The sequence below is a fragment of the Parapedobacter flavus genome, from assembly GCF_035818675.1.
In the GTDB taxonomy this organism is placed as follows: domain Bacteria; phylum Bacteroidota; class Bacteroidia; order Sphingobacteriales; family Sphingobacteriaceae; genus Parapedobacter; species Parapedobacter flavus.
On sequence record NZ_JAYKZZ010000001.1, the window covers coordinates 118,092 to 140,054 of the forward strand.

General features: G+C 48.2%; 14 protein-coding genes. 6 read left to right on the plus strand and 8 right to left on the minus strand.

Going from position 1 to position 21,963, the window contains the following annotated elements:
• The first annotated feature begins 34 nt into the window (after positions 1-34).
• Both U9S71_RS00610 and U9S71_RS00615 read left to right on the plus strand, forming a co-directional pair.
• Positions 35-856: a glycoside hydrolase family 16 protein gene (locus U9S71_RS00610; RefSeq protein WP_326324423.1), complete on the plus strand. Its 822-nt coding sequence runs from the start codon at positions 35-37 to the stop codon at positions 854-856.
• Between the two features lie 101 nt (positions 857-957).
• Positions 958-3,222, plus strand: a complete 2,265-nt coding sequence (locus U9S71_RS00615; RefSeq protein ID WP_326324424.1) for a glycoside hydrolase family 20 protein — start codon at positions 958-960, stop codon at positions 3,220-3,222.
• Between the two features lie 34 nt (positions 3,223-3,256).
• Here U9S71_RS00615 and U9S71_RS00620 read toward each other — a convergent pair whose 3' ends face one another.
• The 8 genes from U9S71_RS00620 to U9S71_RS00655 form a co-directional block, all read right to left on the minus strand.
• Positions 3,257-4,414 (minus strand): SGNH/GDSL hydrolase family protein, encoded by a 1,158-nt coding sequence (locus U9S71_RS00620; RefSeq protein WP_326324425.1) that lies wholly within the window; start codon positions 4,412-4,414, stop codon positions 3,257-3,259.
• 6 nt (positions 4,415-4,420) lie between these two features.
• Complete coding sequence (locus U9S71_RS00625; RefSeq protein ID WP_326324427.1) at positions 4,421-5,398, minus strand: hypothetical protein; 978 nt, start codon at positions 5,396-5,398, stop codon at positions 4,421-4,423.
• A gap of 24 nt (positions 5,399-5,422) precedes the next feature.
• A complete protein-coding gene (locus U9S71_RS00630) occupies positions 5,423-6,379 on the minus strand; it encodes an IPT/TIG domain-containing protein (protein ID WP_326324429.1) in 957 nt (318 codons plus the stop codon).
• A gap of 44 nt (positions 6,380-6,423) precedes the next feature.
• On the minus strand, positions 6,424-8,181 hold the full coding sequence (locus tag U9S71_RS00635) for a RagB/SusD family nutrient uptake outer membrane protein (protein WP_326324430.1): 1,758 nt from the start codon (positions 8,179-8,181) through the stop codon (positions 6,424-6,426).
• 19 nt (positions 8,182-8,200) lie between these two features.
• Positions 8,201-11,428, minus strand: a complete 3,228-nt coding sequence (locus U9S71_RS00640; RefSeq protein ID WP_326324432.1) for a TonB-dependent receptor — start codon at positions 11,426-11,428, stop codon at positions 8,201-8,203.
• Between the two features lie 376 nt (positions 11,429-11,804).
• Positions 11,805-12,935, minus strand: a complete 1,131-nt coding sequence (locus tag U9S71_RS00645) for a FecR family protein (protein WP_326324433.1) — start codon at positions 12,933-12,935, stop codon at positions 11,805-11,807.
• 56 nt (positions 12,936-12,991) lie between these two features.
• Positions 12,992-13,576: an RNA polymerase sigma factor gene (locus U9S71_RS00650; protein WP_326324434.1), complete on the minus strand. Its 585-nt coding sequence runs from the start codon at positions 13,574-13,576 to the stop codon at positions 12,992-12,994.
• Between the two features lie 18 nt (positions 13,577-13,594).
• Positions 13,595-14,479, minus strand: a complete 885-nt coding sequence (locus U9S71_RS00655) for a ComEC/Rec2 family competence protein (RefSeq protein WP_326324435.1) — start codon at positions 14,477-14,479, stop codon at positions 13,595-13,597.
• 252 nt (positions 14,480-14,731) lie between these two features.
• On the opposite strand from U9S71_RS00655, the gene U9S71_RS00660 reads away from it, so the two are divergent.
• The 4 genes from U9S71_RS00660 (at position 14,732) to U9S71_RS00675 (ending at position 21,963) form a co-directional block, all read left to right on the plus strand.
• Positions 14,732-15,748 carry a LacI family DNA-binding transcriptional regulator gene (locus tag U9S71_RS00660; RefSeq protein ID WP_326324436.1) on the plus strand — a complete coding sequence of 339 codons (1,017 nt, stop codon included), beginning with the start codon at positions 14,732-14,734 and terminating at the stop codon, positions 15,746-15,748.
• A gap of 207 nt (positions 15,749-15,955) precedes the next feature.
• Positions 15,956-19,069: a SusC/RagA family TonB-linked outer membrane protein gene (locus tag U9S71_RS00665; RefSeq protein ID WP_326324437.1), complete on the plus strand. Its 3,114-nt coding sequence runs from the start codon at positions 15,956-15,958 to the stop codon at positions 19,067-19,069.
• Positions 19,070-19,081: 12 nt separating this feature from the next.
• Positions 19,082-20,776: a RagB/SusD family nutrient uptake outer membrane protein gene (locus U9S71_RS00670; RefSeq protein ID WP_326324438.1), complete on the plus strand. Its 1,695-nt coding sequence runs from the start codon at positions 19,082-19,084 to the stop codon at positions 20,774-20,776.
• Positions 20,776-21,963 carry a glycerophosphodiester phosphodiesterase gene (locus U9S71_RS00675; RefSeq protein ID WP_326324440.1) on the plus strand — a complete coding sequence of 396 codons (1,188 nt, stop codon included), beginning with the start codon at positions 20,776-20,778 and terminating at the stop codon, positions 21,961-21,963. Before U9S71_RS00670 ends, U9S71_RS00675 begins: the two co-directional genes overlap by 1 nt.

Genomic DNA, 21,963 nt, shown 5'->3' on the forward strand with positions numbered 1-21,963 from the left:
TTTCGTACGGCGTATTTGTACTATCTATGTAGCTATGAAAATAATGGGATGGATTGGAATTGCTTTGCTCTTCGTCGGCTGTAGGCAGCATGGCGGAGGACCGGTAGATACCGAGTTTTCCGAAACGCCCGTTTGGGCAGACGAATTTGAATACGAAGGCTTGCCCGACGAAGAAAAATGGGGATACGATGTCGGTACGCTTCATAACGGTTGGGGCAACCAAGAGCTTCAGTATTATACCGATAAAAAGTTGGACAATGTCCGCGTAGCAGATGGGGTGCTTCGTATCACCGCACTTAAGGAATCTCATGAAGGGATGGGTTATACATCGGCTCGGTTGGTAAGCCGTGGCAAGGGTGACTTTCTATACGGTCGTTTTGAGGCGCGGGCAAAGTTGCCAGCCGGCCGGGGCACTTGGCCCGCCATATGGATGCTGCCTACAAACAATACTTACGGCGGCTGGCCTGCTTCGGGCGAAATCGATATCATGGAGCACGTGGGTTTTGATCCCGGTACAGTCCACATCAGTGTCCACACCGAAGCCTACAATCACATCATCGGTACCCAACAAACAGTAACGCGCTCCGTTGCAGACTTCAATACGAGTTTCCACGTTTACCGGGTAGATTGGACACCCGACTACATGCGCGGGTACATTGATGATGAATTGCTCTTCGAATTTGCCAACGAAGGCACAGGTTCGGCCGTGTGGCCTTTTGACCAACCCTTCCATTGGCTGCTCAATGTTGCCGTAGGCGGTAGCTGGGGTGGGCAACAGGGAATAGATGATGGTGTTTTTCCGGCTACAATGGAAGTCGACTACGTACGGGTTTATCCCCTGAATGAGCAGCCTTAGTCGAAATTTCCTCTTTCTCGGGTTTAGCTCGTAATGATAATTGGATAATTTGGGCGTTTTGAGTAAGTTTGTGTCAGATACGTAATAACAAACAGATTCGCATGGCTCAAAGAGTATCCCCCTTATTGTTGGGATTGCTTGCTTTACCGCTGCTACTGGTGGTGCCTGCCTATGCCCAAAGCCAAGTGTCCCTTATCCCCAAACCTACGCTCGTCGAAATGCACCAGGGAGCGTATGTGTTTCCTTCGGCTACGCCATTAGCTGCATTCGATGCATTTACGGATGTGGCTGACTTATTGTACGACCACCCTTCCGTTAACTTTATGGCCGTGGAACGTATCAAGTCGCATAAGCGTATTCCTGAAACCGGTGTACGGCTTGTCCAGGCACGTGATGGGGACCGGTTAGCCAAGGACGCCTACCGATTGGTGGTCGATACCTCCGGCATTGTCATTACCGCTCATCAGGCACCAGCGATGATTAACGGCATATTGACCGTACTCCAGCTTGCCTACACGCAGCCCGATGGCCGGCGGCTACCCGCTATGGTTATCGAAGACAAACCGCGGTTTGGTTACCGTGGCCTCCACCTCGATGTTTCCCGACATTTCTACCCGCTCCCCTTTTTGAAGAAGTTTGTCGACTTGATGGCGCTGTATAAATTCAATACATTCCATTGGCACCTTGCGGATGGCGCAGGGTGGCGGCTGGAAATTAACAAATACCCCAAGTTGACCCAAAAGGCCGCTTGGCGCACCCATGCGGGGTGGAAAGAATGGATGCATAATGGACAACGTTACTTGCCAATGGGCGAACCCAATGCCAGCGGTGGTTATTACACGCAAGCAGAGGCACGTCAATTGGTTGCCTACGCCGCTCGTAAAGGCATCACCATTATTCCTGAAATCGAAATACCGGGCCATTCCGAAGAAGTGTTGGCTGTTTATCCGGAGCTCTCTTGTACGGGCGAGCCGTATCGGCATAATACCTTCTGCATCGGTAACGAGGCGACGTCTACATTTTTCGAAGACGTATTAACTGAAATAATAGCCATTTTTCCGTCCGAATACATCCATATTGGTGGTGGTGAAGTGGATAAAGCAGCGTGGGCAGCGTGTGATAAATGTAAAGCCCGAGTGGAGCAATCGGGATTGGACAGTATAGATGCGTTGCAGCGCTATGCCGTGGGCCGTATAGACAGTTTCTTGCGTATACACGGACGGAAGTCGCTCGGCTGGGATGAAACGATGGATGAGGGTGCGCCGGGCACTACCATCATGAGCCGGCATGGTGGGACCACCGGTTTGAACGCCGCGACCGCGGGTCACGATGTCGTCATGACCCCTGATAAACACCTTAGCTTTGATCAATACCAAAGCGACCCGCGCACGCAGCCGGAGGCGGCCGGGGGGTATATCCCCCTCTCGGCGGTGTATGCCTATGAACCCATCCCTGCAGGGCTGGCAGCTGATAAAGTTAAACACATATTGGGCGCTCAGGGGAATATCTGGACGGCATACATGCCTACTACCGAGCAGGTTGAATACATGGCCTTTCCACGTGCGCTCGCCTTGGCAGAAGTCGCGTGGTCGGATCCTGCTCGGCGTGATTGGGATGATTTCAATAAGCGGTTGCAGCGGCATTATCAATTACTACAGCGATGGAACGTCAATTACTGTCGTCCCTCCTATGCCGTTGGTATCGATGTGGACTTCAATGCCGATACGTTGACCAACACGATAACGTTAGCTACGGAGCAATCTGCCCCCGGCATCCGTTACACAACCGACGGACAGGAACCGGACGCTGGGTCAGCACTCTATTCCAAGCCCATCGAACTGGCGGTGCCGGCTACGATTAACGCTGCTTTTTTTGTGGATTCGGGCCGGGTAGGCCCCATTGCCACCGCGAAAGCCGATATTCACAAAGCGATTGGTAAAAACATCACATACCAAACGGTGTGGGATGAATCATTTCCGGCCCAGCAAGACAGTACGCTACTCAATGGCCAGAAAGGGGGTGCGCTCGCTACTGATGGGCAGTGGCAGGGATTTGTGAATAATGTGGATGTAACCATCGATTTTCAGCGTAGAGAAGCCATCAAGTCGGTCGCAATCGATTTCCTCCAAGACCCGTCGGCCAATGGCTATCTGCCCGGTGACGTAACGGTGCTCCTCTCCGATAACGGTAAAAATTTTCGGGAAGCCGGTACGGTGCGGACCGAAACGCCGACTACAGACATGTTCCGTGAGGTGAAGACCTATGCCTTTAACTTTGATGCCGTGCAGACCGCACGATATGTCCGGGTGGTGGCTACCAATGCACGAAATGCACTATTGTTAACGGATGAAGTGGTTGTGTATTGAATGTTGATATACCGGTCTGTTATTTTTCGCTACGCTAATTGCTTTCCATAAACAGAGCCGTCAAGACCTGTGCATACCAACGCGATAAGTAGTCGTTGGGATGGTTGATGTTGTTGCCGGTCATATCTTGATACGATTTGTGGGTGAGCAGCCATTTATGCCAGTACGTCATATCGGCAATGGCCACGCCCACACCCTCCAATGCGAGCAAAGCGGGTCGGTAAGCCTCTTGCATCCTATTCTGGATAGCCTTCGGATTAGCCAGCATTGGGGTGATTACAACGAATTCGCATGTTGGGCGTTGTTTCCTTATGGCATCCATCATCGCCTGAATCTGCTTGGCAAAAATATCGACCGGCACACCTGCCGAACCGTCGTTCATGCCGAATCCAATCACGACTAGATCGGGTTGTTTTGCAATCACTTGTTCAATATTTTCTAGCCCCCACGCGGCCATTTTGCCGCCCACGGCAAGATTATCATATGATACGGCTGCGCTAAAATGTTGGCGAAGCTGGCGAACAAATAGCTCCGTCCAGTTGGGCATAAATGGCGGAACATGCTGGAAGCCGCTACTGTTTGCACCGGTTTCGATGCTGTTTCCCCAGAAAACCACGTGCAGCCTCTCGCTGGCAGCGAGCTTGCCAGTGGTATAGGTCAGGCGATCTGTTGTGGGCAGCAGGCGTTTGGCCGCTTCGTTTCCCCGCCGATCGGGGATGTAGGTTACCGCGAGTTGTTTAGACCGTATAAGTTCACCTTCGCTGAATAAAACATATGTCCCCGGCGCAGAACCCGGTTGCGAAATACCTTCTTTTACTTCGTTGTAAACCAAATCGCAGCTATCCCAATAGGGTATGCGCGATGAATCTGTGAGTACAATTCGTTGCCCTTCCCATATCCAGTCTTTTCCTTCTTCATAAACGATGTCCAAATACGCGTCACGGACAGAGAGAACCGACCGTACGGGGAACAACAGGCTGCCGCTCGGTGCAGCGTGCCCATCCTTGAGGGGCATCACTAACTCATTGTAGATGGTGTCTGCCATCAAAAACGGCTGCATATATTGGTCAAGATTAATATATGCCGGCCAATGCCTATCCAGTGTATCAATAGTTTGTGCCGCTACCCGGAGGCTCGTGGCACTAAGCGCGAAGGCCAACACACCACCTACAATAAGTTTTTGTGATAACATGTGATTCTATTTATGTTTCGTCACTGCTAAGATATCAAAACCGCTGAATTCGAAGCCAGCATCAAAAGTGCCGGGTACTTCCCATCCGAGGTTCATCCCCGATAGCCGGAAGTCTTCAAAGAACGAACCGGTGAGGTACCCCCGTTCTTTGGCAAGTTCTAAGGCACCTACAATCAGCGGATAGATGTCTTTTTCGATGGTTATCCAATTTCCTGAATGGAACGACCCCTCCATAAAGTCGGTGCTGCCTACACTGTAAATAAATTTTCCCGTCGCATCGCCTTTGCCTACATCTTGTGCGGCATAAAGTGGAATTTGTTCATGCCGATAGTCGTAAAATGGAATACCAAACCACAAGTAGTCGCCATAGTATGCCGATGTGGGGTTCAGGTCTTGTACGGTAATAAACAGTTGGAATTGGGCGGTATGCAAGCCGGGGTTGAAGTCACTGGCATCCATTTTCATTTCCGCATCGGTTAGTCTGCCTTTAAACTTCAATATCAGTCCTTCCAAATCTTTCATCAGTGGTTTCTCTGGAAAGGCTTGCTCAATCAGCAAGTGGGGCCACGCTTGGTTTTGCTGGCGAGGGGCATCGTATTCAGCAGAAGTATAGACATCCATGGTTACCTTCACATTTGTTCCGTCCTTTTCGAAAGAAATGGCTTTCCCGGCATTCGCAAAGGTGACGCGCCCATTATCGCTGGTCGTTTTATCCGTCTCTTCCAACTCGTGCTTTGTTCCCCATTCGGCCATTTCCCATATTGGTGCTGTTGTTGAGGCACCAAAAGGATAGATGTTTCCTGGCGATGGTATATCGGCGCGCTTGCGCACCAAGCCGCGCTCGAAAGCGCGGTCCCCTAAAACAGAAAGGGTGTCGTATTGGGTTGTTTTCGGTTCCGTGGGTACACTCGTATCGCCACCTGCCGCACAGGAAGCAAACAAACAGGCACTTCCTAGTCCGAGACATATGATTCGTGTTTTCATTGCTGTTGTCATGATCATATAAAGTTATAGTAATTCTAAATGAAAATCATCAAATGCGATCACCACCGGATCGGCCAAGCCAAAATAATAGACGCCCGGTGAGCCGCCCAGGTAAGGAGCAGGGTCTTCGACAGTCTGCTCGAAAAGAATCCCATTGGTGTCTTTATTGGTCACCTTTATCCGGAAATTGCCGGGCTGCGACGAGGAAACTGTTACCTGGTACGGTACGTTCGGTGCAAATCCTTCAAATGTCTGATTCACCATAATGTTTACCCAATGTCCGAGCCCGTTCTCGCCAGTTTTCAAGAGTTGTAACATATTGTTTGTGGTACGCAGAAGGTAGAAGCGCTTGTTGTCGCTCTGCGCATTGAAAATGATGCCGGCAAAAGACTCGGGGGAGCTGCTCATGGTTGCCGTCAGCTCAAAATAGCTGCCATCGCCCACCTTCATGTCCAGCTCGGTATCGCGATACAGCATGTAAGACTCTTGTCCACCTTCGGAACTGAAAAGCCGATTTTCACTCAACGAAAACCTACCATTTATAATCTGCCAGTTCGAGCCAAGTGGATTGGGGACGGTAGCGGCGCCCACCAATGGTACATCAGCTCGCTCGAAATCGTCCTTAAATATCTTTGAGCGTACCAGCGAAAGGTTCAGTTTGTTTGAAATCTTGCCCTTACTCCGGACCGATACACCCACGATATTGCCCTCGATTGCCGGCACGACTACCCGAATCAATGTATCTGAAACAGATACCGCTTCGATGACTGATTGGCCAAATTTGACTTCGTTTTCTGCGGTGGTCGCTGAAAAATTGATGCCGACAATAGCTAGCGTATCGCCTTCTGCGGCATTGGAAGGCTCCAATGCGAGGATACGTGGAATAGGGGCCGTATTAATTGGTGCCGACTCCTCTTCTTTACAGCCGCTCATCAATGCTACAGCTGCACATAGATATATACTAAAGTTGTTCGTCTTCATTTGTTATAAATATTTTCCGTTGTTCATTCGTTTCCACCGCGGCACTATTCCCAACCCGGATTTTGATCCCATAGTGGCATCAAGGTTAGTTCGCTCAACGGGATGGGAAAGACTAAGTGATTGTCTGTCCACGACTTCCGTCGTCCGGTTACGATGCGTTTTCCGGTAAAGCTGTTGCCGGATTTCGTCCACTCCATACCGGTCGTCAATTTATCGGTGGTGCTCAATATTTTCCAGCGCCTTACATCCCAAAACCGGTGCTCTTCGAACGCCAATTCAACACGGCGTTCACGGCGGATGCGTTCGCGCATCTCCTCCTTGCTCAGGCCGCTGGGCAGCTCAGGCATAATTGCACGGCCACGGATGGTATTGATGGCGTCATACACCTCCTGTGTAGGGCCATAGGCCTCATTCGCAGCTTCGGCATAGTTGAGGTACAGCTCGCCCAGCCGGTATTTCTTAAACCGAGATGTCCCGGTATTCGGGTCTAACTGGGCTGGGTCGCGGAATTTCCTAAGGTAATATCCATTGCCTGTTCGTTGCGTAATATTGGAGATTCCATCGGCGCCACCCAGGTAAGACTGGATGTAATAGGGGTCGCCATTGATTTCACCATAATACGCATTGTTATACCACACGGTTGCATAAAATCGGGGGTCGCGATTTTCATAGGGTTTTGACTCATCGTAACCCGAGGTGGTATTGATAATGGGGTAGAGGTGGTCTTCGTCGTAGTAGCCGGTAATGGCCGGTTCGCCATTTGCCATGTCATAACTATCTACCAGCTCTTGGGAGGGACTTACGCCCGCTTTATCACCACCTAAGGTGGGAATAGCATGCATACGGAACATTAGGTGGCTGAATTCGTGAGCTCGATAGGGCTTAATCTCGAAGATGGTTTCTTTATCAGCAGGATTTGCACTGATATCCGTACGGCTGTCGAAATATGCTTCATAGTTGGGGTGGAGGATGTAGTTATTAGCCAGCAATTCATCCAATGAGTTTTTGCTTGCTTCGGCGGCGGCGACCCATAATGCTTGGTCATCCGCCTCATTCCAAAGTGGACTTGCGGCGAACAATAGTGCCTGTGAACGTATAGCGTGTGCTACCGCTTTGGTAAACCGCCCACGCTCTGGCTCGGTGGTAATGCGGTAAGGCAGGTGCTGCTCCAGGATGGCCTCATCGCAATTCTGTTTGATAAAGTCAACGCATTCTTGGAAAGACTGCCTCGGTAGCGATTCAAACTGGAAATCTCCACCGAAAGGCCGATCAACGACGGGCATGCCCCCATACATTTTGATCAGCTCCAAGTAGAAGAAGGCCCGTAACACTTTTACTTCGGCGATCAACCGAGCTTTCACCTGCGGGTTAGCAAATGGTGTGCTGCTGATGTGTGCGAGAAAGACATTGGTTTGGCGAATGCCTGCCCAGTTTTTACGGTAGTAGTTACCGTTTGATTCCGTACTCGAAGAGCCGGTAGAGAATTGGATATCCAATGGATTCCAATTGGGTCGTAACTCGCCATTGTACCAGCGGGAAGGGGCGCGAGCCATATCCTGCGGAAAGTCATTGTCGTGCGCTTCGTCCGAGAAGCCTGCGAGCATGGTGAAGTAGTCATATGCCGTACCGTATGGGTTAATATTGTCATACATGGTGTTCACATATTCCGATGTCATCATTTCGTCGGCAAATATCTGCTCTAAGGTGAGGCGCCCGTCAGGCATAATATCCAACGGGTCTTTTTGGCAACCGGTGGCTGCTAGTATCAGCGCTGTATATAGCGTATATAGTAATTTCTTCATCTTCTTTTAGCCAAAACAATTAAAAAGTGACGTTAATACCCCCATTGAATACCCGGTATACCGGATAGCTCAGCGAGTTGTTTACTTCCGGATCGAAATCGTTGGTACGCATCCAATCCCAAGTAATCAAGTTGAGTCCATTCACGTAAAACCGGACCTCTTTCGCCCCGATACGGCTGCTCAGTGATGAGGGTAAGCGATACCCGATTTCTGCATTTTTCAGGCGAACAAAGCTGCGGTTTTCAATAAAGAACGCATTTGCATCCCGTTCGCTGACAGAGCTACCCAAGCTTAGCCGGGGGTATCTGATTTCTTCACCTGCTGCGGCCCGCTCGGCTGTCCAGGCGTAGCGGTGCCGGTCCCTGAAGTCATACATTCCCATTGTACCATAACCCGATAGCGGTTGCGTGACGTTCAATATTCCTTGAAACAGAAAGGAGACATCAAAGTCGCGGTAGTTGACACTGAAAGCTCCACCAAAGGTATATTCAGGAACCCCGGAGTAGCCTATGGGTACCATATCGCGTTCGTCGATTATTCCGTCGCTATTGGTATCTTGGTATTTGAAGTCGCCGGGCCTTACCGTATAACCGACATAGTTGAGGCCTTCGGCTTCAATTTCTTCATAGCTGGTGTAATATCCTTCGCGTAGCGGATAGCCAAAGACCTGCCCGATACGGTAACCGGTCTGGCGGTAACGGTAAGCATAGTCATCAGGGTATTGCAGCTCATCTGAGTATACCACTTTATTGCGTGCGAAGTTATAATTCAGTTTGGAGAGGATGGACCAGTCGTTGTTGAGCTGCTTGTTATAGTTGAGTTCAATCTCGTATCCGTGGTTCTCAACCACCCCCATGTTAACCGGGCTCATGCGAGATGCTTCTACGCCATATACCATTGGTATCGTCTGTCGGTTAATCAGGATATTGTTGCGGTTTTCCTTAAATAGATCAACCATCAGCGTGAGGTCGTTCATCAATCCGATTTCCAAGCCCACGTTGGTTTTCTCGGCCACTTCCCATTGGATTAAAGGATTGCCCAGGTAATTTTCTGCAATCTTGCCTCCTCTGCCCAGCGACCCACTATAGCCACCACCGGTTTGGCGCTGAATGTCGTCGAGGTAGAGGAAGCGCCTGCTTCCCAATCGATCGCTACCCACCCGGCCATACGAAGCACGTAATTTGAGCAACGTGATGTAACTATTGTCCTGTAAGAAGTTTTCGTTCGATAGGACCCACCCCCCAGACACGGTTGGGAAAAATCCGTACCGTCTGCCTTTCGCAAACTGCTCAGATCCATTATATCCGGCATTGAATTCCGCAAAATACGTGTTGTCATAGTTGTACATAGCGCGCAAGGAGATGCCGCGCAGATTGAAGGGTAGCCGGTCATTTGGCATTACCCGCATTTCCTGTTGGGCAAGGAGCATCCCGGTTACCGTGTGTTTTTCGTTGAATGTACGTTGGTAATCTGCGGTGAACTGGAAGTTGAAAAACGATTGAAAGTTGGAACCACTGCCGATGCTTAGTGGCGTATTTTCCAATTCCAGAAACATTCGCTTATATTCAACACTATCCATACCCAGGTGGTTTGACGTGTTCGGGTCGATAACCTGTATCCACCGTTGGTATTCTTTAGCGGCGGTGAGCGAGTAAATCGTCCTGGTATCAAAAGAGGCCATGAATTTGGCAGACAAGCCTTCGGTTACCATATCGAGGTCCTGCTTCAGACCCCAGGATGCGGTTATGTTATTCCGTGTTTCTTTCCGGTACCCGGAGCGGTTAATCAATGCCCACGGCGATACGTTATAGTTGCCGGGCCCAATGAGCACTTCTCCTTCGGGGGTAAGCGGCCCGGGCAACACGACTGGAAAGTAGCTATAGGTCCTTCTGAAGATTTCATCGGTGTTGGCATTGGGCGAGTTGACCTGTTCAAAATAGCCAGCGGCATTCAGGAAGGTGCTCAGCCTTCCCGACTTATTCAGTTTGGCATCAATGTTAGATCGGAAGTTATACCGTTTCAAATAGCCAGCCGGATCATACTCCGTGACGTCTGGGCTTATTTTCCACTGCCCGCCCTGATCGAGGAAACCCACATTGACAAAATACTGCACGTAGTCGCCACCACCACTGATGTTCAGGTTGTACCGTTGTTGGCCTACTAAATCGTTAAAAAGCAATTTCTGCCAGTTGGTGTTCGGGTACGCGTCTGGATAATCTTGGTATAGGAACCGGTCGAGCGCATATTCCGAATATGGCGGTTGGTTTACCGGGTCGTTGGGGTCTGTATTAGGGTTGTCATTTGCCCAAGCCTGGTTGCGAAGGCTAGCCCATTCATACGCGCTCACTACCGAAGGCGACCGCGTAAATCCCTGCAGACCCTGTTCATAGGTAAGCCCGATAGCGGGGCGGCCGCTGCTTCCTCGCTTTGTGGTTACGAGGATAACCCCATTGGCCCCCCGAACACCGAAAAGGGCGGTAGAAGATGCGTCTTTCAGTATAGATACACTTTCCACCTCGTTGGGATCAATGTAGGTCATTTCTCGCTCCACGCCGTCTACCAAGATGATGGGTGCGGTTGCGTTCAACGTGCCCATGCCGCGCAAAAAGAGGGCGGTGTGGTCCCGCCCGGGTTCACCGCTACGCTGTAAGGCAGTAAGGCCAGGTAATCTACCGGCCAATGTTACGGCGAGGTTTGCTGCAGGACTCTGTTTGATCTCCTTGGTTTGTATGGATGCGATAGCACCTGTTACGGAGATTTTTTTCTGTGTGCCGAACGCAACGACCACCACCTCATCCAAATCGCTCATGGCTAGGGTCATCGAAATGTTTACGGTGTTTTCGACGTCAGCTATGGCGTGCTCCACCGGTTCGTATCCTACTAACGAAAAGACCATCAAGGTTCCGTTCTCCGGAAGCGTAATCTGGTACTGTCCGCCATCATCTGTTGTGGTAGCTGCGGTAGTGCCCTGCAGGCTTACCGTGACTCCCTGTAACGGTTCCCCCTCTCCGTCCGTCACCCGACCGCGGATTACCCGTTGTTGTAATGGTGTCGCCACCGGTCGTGTCGATCGCGTGCGCCTATCGGAAGCTTGTTCGGTGATCACAACGGTGTTTTCGGTGATCTTGTAGGTTAACGACATGGGATTCAACAACGCTTCCAAGGTTTGAGCCAACGATACGTTGTTAACTTGGATAGAAACCGGTGTAGACCGATTTACAAGGCGGTCATTGGAAATCACCATCATGTCAGTTTGCTTTTCAATGGCTTGAAACACCGCCCCAATCGGTTGGTTTTTGACGTTTAAAGAGATAGTTTGCGATCGCGTTGCTGCACTTAAGTGTAAGCAAGCCGTCAAAAGCAATAGTGAGGTCAATCTCATGATTCGAAATAATTGCTGGATACCCAGGGGTACCTTCTTCTTCCCCCATAGGGAAAAATCATAATTTATCATTACGTTTGTTCGTTTAGATAAGTTAACTAACTAGTTTTAATTCGTGTTATTGCTGGTTTTTTCTGAACAAGAGGGGAGTGTTCGCAGCACTTCCCTTATTCATATCAGAAGGTTACGTGTCTATTTCATATTTTTTGTTTTTTTTAAGTTATCGATTGGTTACATCATTTTAATTTATCATTAGGGTTCCGTTTTCAAATGTCACATCGATCATAGATAGTTGTAGAATGTCAATGACCCCTTTCAATGAAACGTCCCGTTTAAATTTCCCCGTGAATGTCTCTTTGGGGATGCCCCGTTTATAGGTCACATCCACATCATACCACCTAGCAATCTGTTTGAGCATTTCGTGGAGTGGCGTAGATTCAAAATGGAATATCCCTTGTTTCCAGGCAATATATTGGTTGGTGTCTACGGGGGTAACCTGGATATTATCGCCGATTATGTTAGATTGCTGGCCGGGCGCGATAGCTATCGGCAATCCGGGGTTTGCAGTGGACGCCACTTGTACGCGGCCCGTTACCAATGTAGTTTTGGTATGCGGTTCATCGGGGTAGGCGGAGATATTAAATTGCGTGCCCAATACTTCGACTACCTGGCCGTCACTTATCACTTTAAAGGGTTTTCCTTGTTGCTTACTTACGTCAAAGAAGGCCTCACCTTCTAATTCCACAACCCGTTCGGAGCCATCAAACCGGCTCGGATAGCTCAACGCAGAAGCAGAATTGAGCCATACCCGCGTTCCGTCGGGCAGCGTTATTTGGTACGTGCCTCCCCTCGGCGTGATAAGGGCTAGCTGATCTTCGCTATCATAGGTGGGCGCTATAAGCTGACCATCGATGATTGCAGTGCCATCGAGGTATGTCAGCGCTTCGTTCACGGCGATTCCCGTTTGCTCTTCGCTCAACATGACCGTCCGGCCATCAGCCAATGCCAGCGTCGCCCGGTTGCCGCCCGGCACGATATCCGCTGCCGTCCGTTGTGCGATTGCCGGATCGTTAATCCTGTCATCGGCGATATACCAGATCCCCGCTATCGCCAGCATTGCGGCGGCAGCGTAGGGTAACCAACGTCGGCTCAGCCGCCGATAAACGCGATCGGCTGGTCTTATTTGTTTCATCAACCGCTGGTACATCCGTGCTTTCAGCTGTTCCGCATTATCGTCATTTTCTGCCGACAGTAATACCCGGGTATCATCAAAACGGTTGTACCATTCGGTTAAATCCGCCAGCTCCTCTTCGGTGATTGTTCCGGCCGCTAACTTGGCAATCAGGCCGTCTATGCGGTTACCGTGCTCCATTTCATGTCGTTGGTTTTTAATATAGACACCAAAAAGACATGTGGGGGTAGGTTACTTTAGAAAAAATAAGTTAACATGACCAGCCATGCACCTAGGTCTAGGTTCCCGCGGATGTCACGGTTGGCTTTCTTTAGGTGATATTTCACGGTATTCTCAGAAATGCCCAATTGGTTGGCCATCTGTTTGATGGTTTTGCCTTCCGTTTTGTTCAATTCAAAAACAATGCGGCATTGGCTAGGTAAACTTTTTATCGCGCGGTCGATACGTTGTTGCAGCTCTTGTGCTATCAGCAGCTGTTCGGGCGAAGGGTTCTTTGTTTCAGGTATTTCATATCCCGTTTCGCGCAGGCGCTCGCGATGGCGTTTCAGCCTACGGTTAAACACTTGGTTGCGTATCCCAACGGCCAGGTATGCCGATAGGTCGTCATTCTCCACGTGCAGTTTTTCTCTCAATCGCCACAGTTTATATAGTACGTCCTGTACACACTCTTCGGCTTCCTGTTGGTTATCTAAGCGGTTGGTGGCAACCACAAACAACCGATCCCAATAGCGCTCGTAGATTTCAGACAGCGCGACCTCGTCGCCCTGTCTCAGCTTGGCGACCAGTTCCTTGTCGTTATGGTTTCGATAAGCGGATGCCATGGGTCTGGGGTAAGCCGTCTATTGTATTTTATGGAGGCCCTCAAACATCCAATAATGTTCTTTGATGCCGATCTCGTCCATTAGACTCCTGATTTCAATCGTCTCCCAGTTGTGCGTATTATATCCTTTTCCGGCGTCGTTGTCATGAAGCCACTTTGGGGTTGGCCATAGGCAAGCACGGAAGGTTATGTTGCGGTAAAAATCTTTGCTTACGCCGTTCTGGCCATGATGGGCCATTTGCAAGTAATCACAGTTGAGCTCTTTTCGGTACGGGCCGTTCCACAATTTGTCGCCGCTTTCTCGTCCCAGGTCGGCAAGGAATAATACCGATTTCTTGGTGTCCCATACTTTGATCACTACACTCTGGTTATTATAAGGGTTTGCTGTGATTTCCTCGTTTTTAACGCCTAGTATCTTGAAGGTCGTATTGCCCATAGGGATGACCAAACCCGGCTCCTTCATGTCAACGACCTTTCCATCGAATTTGCGTAGCCGATCATAGAACTCTTTGGTTAACGCTTCGCTCCCTTTCTCATACTGTTCAACAAACGACGTTGATAGCTCCGAATGGTAGACGGTATGAATCGTCAGGTTACCGGGCGCTTTCAATATTTCATTCAATGCGCCGATGTGATCGCTGTGGGGGTGTGTAATGAACCAAGCCTCCACTTCATTTCCCATAGCAGCGAGAAACCCTTTCAGGTATGGCGCATCCGCGGCTGTACCGCCATCCATCACACACAGCTTGCCATTATCTGTGAGCAGCACATAGGAGTTCATCTGGGAAGATGATTGTGCGGGCAGCTGCCATAGGGTGAATCCAGGTTTCTTGGCCCCGTAAGCGGTTGTGTAGAAAACCAGACCGCATACGACTAATGGAAGCCATAAACAACGAAAGTTCATATTACTCATAATTTTAAAGCCTTAGCGCCGAAAATAGGAATAAAGCTCGAGGTTACCATCCCGGTACATCCTGTACCCATATCGACTATCAAATGGCAGCGTGGTTGCCTGGCTGCGGTGATAGATGGCGCAGCGTCCTATCGACCCCGCGCCTTGACAGGCAAAAAAATATGAAATTAATTTTGTTTAATCGATTAAATTTTTTCTTCTTTGCGTTAATCAATTATAAAGAAGATGTCAAAGAAAGTATCTATGAAGCGTATCGCAACGGAGCTGGGGGTTTCAGTAGCGTTGGTTTCTTATGTGCTGAATGGGAAGATGACCGATCGCATTAATGAGGATACTGCCGAGCGGATTCGGACGTTAGCGAAGAAACTAAACTACCGCCCTAATCAGATTGCCAAAAGCTTAAAGAATAGCAAAACGTATACGATGGGCCTAATCGTTGCGGATATATCTAATTTCTTTTACTCGCATTTAGCGAGATATATTGAAGAGGAAGCCAACACCCATGGATACAATCTGATATTTGGCAGCGCGTACGAAGACCCTAAGCGCTTTGAGAACATACTGCATATTTTTATTGCTCGGCAGGTGGACGGATTGATTTTAGCAATTCCGGAAGGAGCCGAACATTGTATTCCGTATCTAAAGGAGGTCGAGGTGCCATTTGTGCTTATTGACCGTGAATTTCCCCAGTTTGAAGGAATCACGACGATCAACCTCGATAACTTCAAATCTTCCGAACGTGTTGTCGATCACTTTCTCTCGCAGGGTTTTAAGCGCTTGGGAGCAATAGGATTATCAACACATCTGCACCATCTGCTGGAACGGAGGCGTGGGTTCATGGAAACGGCGTTAACTCGACTTTCGGGCGACGCTGTCTTTGCTTATGAGATTGTGGAAAACAGGCTGACCGAGGAAATCGAGAATGTTGTGATTGCCGCGATTGAACGGGATAAGGTGGATGCACTTTGCTTCTTTACCAATAAAATAGCTATGGCGGCTCTTCCAGTTATTGTCAAGTTAAATTTGCGGGTGCCGGAGGATATTGCCATTGTCTGCTATGATGAAGCGGGTGCATACAAGCTTTTTCATCGCCCCCTCTCGTATGTGCGGCAGCCGCTAGAATCCATGGGCAGCTCTGCTGTCAATTGCCTTATAGGTAATGGAGAGGGTGTTATAGGCAACCATATTAAATTTGATTCGGACCTTATCATTAATGAGTCGTCATTGCTTACATCACGCAATGCCCTGAAGGGGGGATAGCAACTAAATAATTTATGATGCTGTAATGAAGTTTAAATGTTCTGGTGTTTAGAGAAGTTAAAAAATCTTTTACTTTAATATTAAAACTTATATATTTGTAAATACACCACTTATAAATAAAGGTTATTTAACCTCATTAAGTTAATATTAACGTATTATTTCAGCATTTAACAGCGGTTTGGGAAAAGAAGTTTAAACGATTAAATTATGATGAAAAATTATGCTTACCACTTAGATGATTTTGCAAAGTGTAAAATTATCTTGGCTGTGAGGGCGGCCATTTTGATTGTGTTATGGCAATTTATGGGCATGGGGGCGTACGCCCAAGCAGACTCGAGGATAATTACCGGAAAGGTAACCGATGAAAATAGTCGGCCAATCGTAGGGATAACCGTTAGCGTGCCCGGCGAAGTTGCTGGCACCGTATCCGATTCTCTCGGTAACTATTCCATTGAAGTAGGGAAAAATGCCACGATGCTTAGATTTTCAACCATTGGCTATGTGGAGAAGAACGTAGAGATAGGCGGGCAGCGCGTGATAAACGTCACGCTGGAAGAAGATTTCGTAAACCTGAATGAAGTCGTTGTGGTTGGTTATGGGTCGATGAGTAAGAAAGACCTAACCGGGGCGGTAGCCACCGTTAGTGGCGACAAGTTGGAGAATATCAATGGCACCCAATTGTCGCAAGAGTTGCAAGGCCAAATACCGGGCGTAACCGTAACCCGGAGCAGCAGCATGCCCGGTGCGTCTGCCAATATCAGAATTCGGGGGATTACAACCATTGGTGATAGCAACCCACTGATTATTGTCGACGGCGTACCCTATACCAATATCGATGATATTTCGTCTAGCGATATTGAGGAAATTACCGTACTGAAGGATGCCGCTTCGGCATCGATCTATGGTGCACGCGCTGCAGCAGGGGTAATTTTGATCACTACAAAAAATGCGGAGAAAGGTATCACGCGTTTGGAGGCCGGTGTAAACATGGGATTGGAGCAATTGCCTACCTTTCCGGTGAGCGTGGGGCCGACGCGGTACCTGCAAATGGCGAATGAGGCGATGTGGAATGATGCGGGTAATCCGGAAGGAGCTGAATACCCCCTCTTTTCGGAAGACGATGTAACCAATTGGCTCAACTACAATAAAACAGACCCAAACAATTACCCCGTAACAGACTGGATCGATTTGTTGATGGGGAAGACAGCACCGCGCCAAAGGCATTTTCTGACTTTTTCTCATGGTGGAAAAGCCGTGAATACGCGGGTTTCGGTGAATTATGAGAATACAGACGCTTTGTACGAAAACCGGAATTACGAGCGTGTCATTACCCGGGCGAACAATGAATTGATGCTCACCGATAAGCTGAAAGCCAATTTTGATATCACATTAAATCATTCGATAAGCAACAACCCCACGTCCAACCCGATCCGATCAGCCCATAAATATGCGCCAATTTACGCGGCCCTTTGGTCGGACGGGCGCATAGCCGGAGGGAAGGATGGTTCGAATATGTACGCCGATATTTTATATGGCGGCTTTGACAAAACAACCAATAATAAATTCAACGGCCGGATTTCATTAGACTACCAGCCTGTTGAAGGATTGACGCTTACGGGAACCATCTCTCCTTACTTCCAATTTGGCAAGGGCAAGAATTTTGTGAAAAAAGTACCCTACTATGCTGCGGAAGACCCAACCCAGCTGGCAGGGTATGTATCGGGCCACAACATGACCAGCCTCTATGAGGACCGTACAGAGGTGACCACCCTTACGAAGCAGTTCTTTGCGAACTATGCCAAGAGTTTCAAGGCACATAATCTATCACTGATGGGTGGTTATGAAGACTACACCTATAAAACAGAATCGCTCGACGCACAAAGTGAAGATTTCGAACTATCCAACTTTTACTACTTGAATCTGGGTAATAGGAACATGCTTTTCAATACAGGCAATGCCGTAGAATCGGCTTACCGCTCATTGTTCGGCCGGTTGCTGTATGATTATGATAAAAGATACTATGTGCAGGCGAATTTCCGATACGACGGATCTTCCCGGTTCCATCCCGACCATAGATGGGCACTTTTTCCATCTGTTTCGGTTGGTTGGTCGCTCTCGGAGGAATCTTTCATGAAAGACATTTCTCAGGTTTCCTTATTGAAATTGAGGGGGTCTTTCGGGTCGTTGGGAAATGAGCGGATCGGCTATTATCCATATCAATCAACCATTTCGTACTATAACACACCCTTTTACCAAGGAGACGGCATCATCTCAAAGACAACGGCGGCCCAGGTAGCGTATGCGATTGAGGACATCAGTTGGGAAACAACAGAATCGTGGAACATTGGCGTTGATGGTGGATTTTTGGGCAACCGCCTGAGTGTAACTGCTGATTATTACGTCAAGAGAACCCGAGATATGCTCCTAAAGTTGGAAATACCCGACTATTTGGGTTTTGGAAACCCTGATCAGAACACGGGTCGGATGAAAACTAAAGGCTGGGAGCTGGTAACCAATTGGAGCGATCGCATACGCGACGATTTCCGGTATTCGGTGTCGGTTAATGTGTCTGACTTCAAATCGGTAATGGGTAACTTAGGAGGCACCGTGTTTACGGGGAACACGATTATCCGTGAAGGCAGCCAATATGATGAATGGTTTGGTTACATTGCTGATGGATTGTTCCAAAATATGGCAGAAATAGAAAATGGACCCCTATTGCATTCAGCCGTTCAACCAGGCGATATTCGTTATCGGGATATCTCCGGGCCCGACGGTGTGCCCGATGGGGCAATCACGCCCGAGTATGATAAGGTGCTATTAGGCGGTTCCTTACCTCGGTTCACCTACGGCGGGAATCTGAATCTGGGCTATAAGAATTTTGATTTTTCATTGGTCTTTCAGGGGGTAGGTAAGCACACCAGCCGATTGACACCTGATATGATTCAGCCCTACGAGTCATGGTGGACCAGCCCTTCTACCCTGTATGACGGAAATTACTGGAGCGTCTATAATACTGAAGAAGAAAATAGAAATGTTCGCTTTCCCCGCTTGTCCCACCAGAGTGCAGCAAACAATAATTATGAGATGTCTGATTTCTGGTTGTTTGACGGTAGCTACTTCCGTCTGAAGAATATAACACTGGGCTACAGCTTGCCCGAAAGCCTGTTGAGCCGGATCAATATGCGCGGTTTGAGGATTTATTTAACAAGTACTGACTTGTTCTCTCTGAGCGACTACCCATCGGGATACGATCCAGAATCGTCTCACGACTCATATATCTCAAGAACATACAGTGTTGGATTGAATGTTAAATTTTAAAAGCAAAGAACGATGAAAACGGTAAAAAAATATATAATCGGCCCGTTCCTCTTGATTTTTATGCTTTCCTGTGCGAAACTCGATTTAGTCCCGCTCTCGGAAGGGTCGAGTGAAAACTGGTATTCAGACCAGACACAGATAGAAATGTCACTCAATGATTTGTACCGAACGTATGTTTGGCATCTGGAAGATGGTTTCAAAACGGACCGATGGACAGACGACTGGGCGCAGCGGCTGGTGGTTTACGAATTTCCAGCCGGGGCCATCACCAGTGAGTGGGAGGAAAGCGAAGCGATGTGGACGGATACATATAAGGGAATTAGCAGGGCAAACAGGGTCATCGAAGGCCTCGACAACGCTGCGGAAGCACTTCCGGAAGAGACCATAAATCGCTTACGCGCCGAGGCCGCTTTTTTCCGTGCATATTTTTATGCGCAATTGATCACACTATACGGCGATGTGCCATTCTTTCAAAATACCATGACAATTGAAGAAGCTTTTGAGCTGGGGAGAGAGGATGCGGAAATTGTCTTGAATGCGGTTTACGCTGATTTTGATTACGCCATTGAACACCTCCCCATTGAGAATATCAGTGCAGATATCAGACGGGTAAGCAAAGGTGCAGCTATTGCCATGAAGGCCAGGGTTGCGCTGTGGATGTCCGATTGGGAAATCGTAAAAGAAGAAACGCAAAAGGTCATGGATTTGGGAGTATATTCGCTCCATCCTGATTATGAAACGTATTTTATGTCGAAAAAAGTTGAAGACGAAACGATCTTTTCACTTCCTAGATCCAAAGACCTCGATGAGGTATGGAGTTCACGGAACTTTATGCCCCGGACGGCGGGCGGCAATGCGGTGGCACAACCTTCTTGGGAGTTGTTGAGTATTTATCCTTGCACGGACGGACTTCTGATCGATGAGTCACCGCTGTTTAACCCACAAAAACCGTTTGAAAATAGGGACCCACGGCTTTCGGCGACTATTGTCGAATTTGGCTCTGAATTCCTGGGGTTTATTTATGATCCTGACCCGAGGGTTGAAAAGGTGTTGAACGTGAATACCGGTCAGTTGGTAGAGAATAAAGACACCAAGGGGTATACCCAACACGCTTCATACAACGGCCTTCAGTTAAGGAAGTACGCGGATATGAATTGGATCCCTTGGCTGGCTGATAACCCGATTATTCTCATGCGGTATGCCGATGTGTTATTAATGTACGCGGAAGCAAAAATCGAATTGGGTGAAATTGATGAAACGGTACATAACGCGATTAATCAAGTGCGTGCGCGGGCCTATCACACAACTGTGGGTGATGTAACCAATTACCCCGCTGTGACAACCATGGATTCTGATGAATTGAGAAAGACCCTGAGAATTGAGCGGCGGATTGAGTTCGTTTGGGAAGGTAAGCGATTTTGGGATTTGCATCGTTGGCGCGAATTTGAGATTCCGCTAAATAGGCCGTACTACGGGTTATTGCCAATTACCGAAATGAGAGCGAAATTAATTGAAACAGATTTATGGTTTTGGCCGATTACCCCAGAAATTGACGATAAAGGCTACCCTGATCTGGACGAATTGTATGAACAAGGTTATATCGCTAAATTGGGCGAACGGAATTTCGATCCGAAGCAATATAAATGGCCAATTCCGAATAAGGAGATATTGATCAATGATAATCTGGAACCAAACGACGGTTACTAGTGGAAAATTTTGTACGACGCTGTTTTCTTTTACTGCTCTTGGTCAGTTGTATCGAAGGGGCTAAGTCGCAAAGTTGGAATTCCATTGTCTGGAATAAAGGTACCATTGACCTGAAAATTTCAGACACTCAAGCCAGCGGTAGTGAGTTTAACTCCGGTTTTCTGGTGTTTTCTCAACCCGCTGTGATTCGTAACACGATTTCCGACGAATTGGGTTTGTATTTATTGGAATTTGACACATCCGGTAACTTGATAAAACACAGCCAGGCCTGGTTGCGAAGCGATATGGTAATAACCGACGTTAAAAACAGAAAGTTTCGATTGCTAGCGAAGGGACTGACTGCGAATGCAATTAACTCCGATCGGGTTTCAAAGCATATTATGCTGAGCACCGGAAGTGAGGCCCAAACGCTGATTAAGCAAAAGGAAGATGCGCATGAAAAAGCGGCTTCAAGTGTCTTTGCAACAACGAATACCTATCAAAATCCGTTGTACATGGCACATCGAGGGTACTCAGTTGATGCACCCGAGAACAGCATACCCGCTTTTATCCATGCAGGACAAAAAAATGCGTGGGCCATTGAAACCGATTTGCGCTTTACCAAAGACAGTGTCGTAGTTTGTATCCATGATGCGACGTTGGATAGCAGGTACAACGGGACGGGGAAGGTGTCCGACTATACGTATCAAGAGCTGCTCGAAATGAAGATCGCCGTCGGAAACAATTTAAATAGTTATGCTGATGACGAATTGCGAATACCTACACTAGAAGAATATCTTAACATCTGCAAAGCCTACGGAGCTATCGCATTTATTGAATTGAAGGAGGATGCGTCGGATGAAATTGTTGCCGCGGCAAAGAAACTAGGAATGGAGGGCAGATACATCGTGTCTTCATCCAAAATAGAGTTTTTGATACATTTTCGGAGCTTAAGCAATGAAGTGGTACACCATATAAATATGAAGCCGACTTCCTCATTTTTGAATGCACTGGTATTAATGGGAAATGCCAGCACAGGATTCAATCGTTATGACCCCTCAGGAGCGGATAAAGAATTGATTGAAAAATGTCATTTTTTGGGATTGAGGGTTTGTTTTAGAGGTGTGGACACAGCTGAATACGCAAAAAAATGCATTGATGGGGGATTGGATTTTCTGCCATCAAACACAATGCCTGAATTGAAATAA

What these genes read in the sequence shown, in the direction of transcription:
- U9S71_RS00610 (WP_326324423.1), top strand. Translation starts at nt 35, where the DNA reads ATGAAAATAATGGGATGGATTGGAATTGCTTTGCTCTTCGTCGGCTGT.
- U9S71_RS00615 (WP_326324424.1), top strand. Translation starts at nt 958, where the DNA reads ATGGCTCAAAGAGTATCCCCCTTATTGTTGGGATTGCTTGCTTTACCG.
- U9S71_RS00620 (WP_326324425.1), bottom strand. Translation starts at nt 4,414, where the DNA reads ATGTTATCACAAAAACTTATTGTAGGTGGTGTGTTGGCCTTCGCGCTT.
- U9S71_RS00625 (WP_326324427.1), bottom strand. Translation starts at nt 5,398, where the DNA reads ATGAAAACACGAATCATATGTCTCGGACTAGGAAGTGCCTGTTTGTTT.
- U9S71_RS00630 (WP_326324429.1), bottom strand. Translation starts at nt 6,379, where the DNA reads ATGAAGACGAACAACTTTAGTATATATCTATGTGCAGCTGTAGCATTG.
- U9S71_RS00635 (WP_326324430.1), bottom strand. Translation starts at nt 8,181, where the DNA reads ATGAAGAAATTACTATATACGCTATATACAGCGCTGATACTAGCAGCC.
- U9S71_RS00640 (WP_326324432.1), bottom strand. Translation starts at nt 11,428, where the DNA reads ATGATGGTGATTTCCAATGACCGCCTTGTAAATCGGTCTACACCGGTT.
- U9S71_RS00645 (WP_326324433.1), bottom strand. Translation starts at nt 12,935, where the DNA reads ATGGAGCACGGTAACCGCATAGACGGCCTGATTGCCAAGTTAGCGGCC.
- U9S71_RS00650 (WP_326324434.1), bottom strand. Translation starts at nt 13,576, where the DNA reads ATGGCATCCGCTTATCGAAACCATAACGACAAGGAACTGGTCGCCAAG.
- U9S71_RS00655 (WP_326324435.1), bottom strand. Translation starts at nt 14,479, where the DNA reads ATGAACTTTCGTTGTTTATGGCTTCCATTAGTCGTATGCGGTCTGGTT.
- U9S71_RS00660 (WP_326324436.1), top strand. Translation starts at nt 14,732, where the DNA reads ATGAAGCGTATCGCAACGGAGCTGGGGGTTTCAGTAGCGTTGGTTTCT.
- U9S71_RS00665 (WP_326324437.1), top strand. Translation starts at nt 15,956, where the DNA reads ATGATGAAAAATTATGCTTACCACTTAGATGATTTTGCAAAGTGTAAA.
- U9S71_RS00670 (WP_326324438.1), top strand. Translation starts at nt 19,082, where the DNA reads ATGAAAACGGTAAAAAAATATATAATCGGCCCGTTCCTCTTGATTTTT.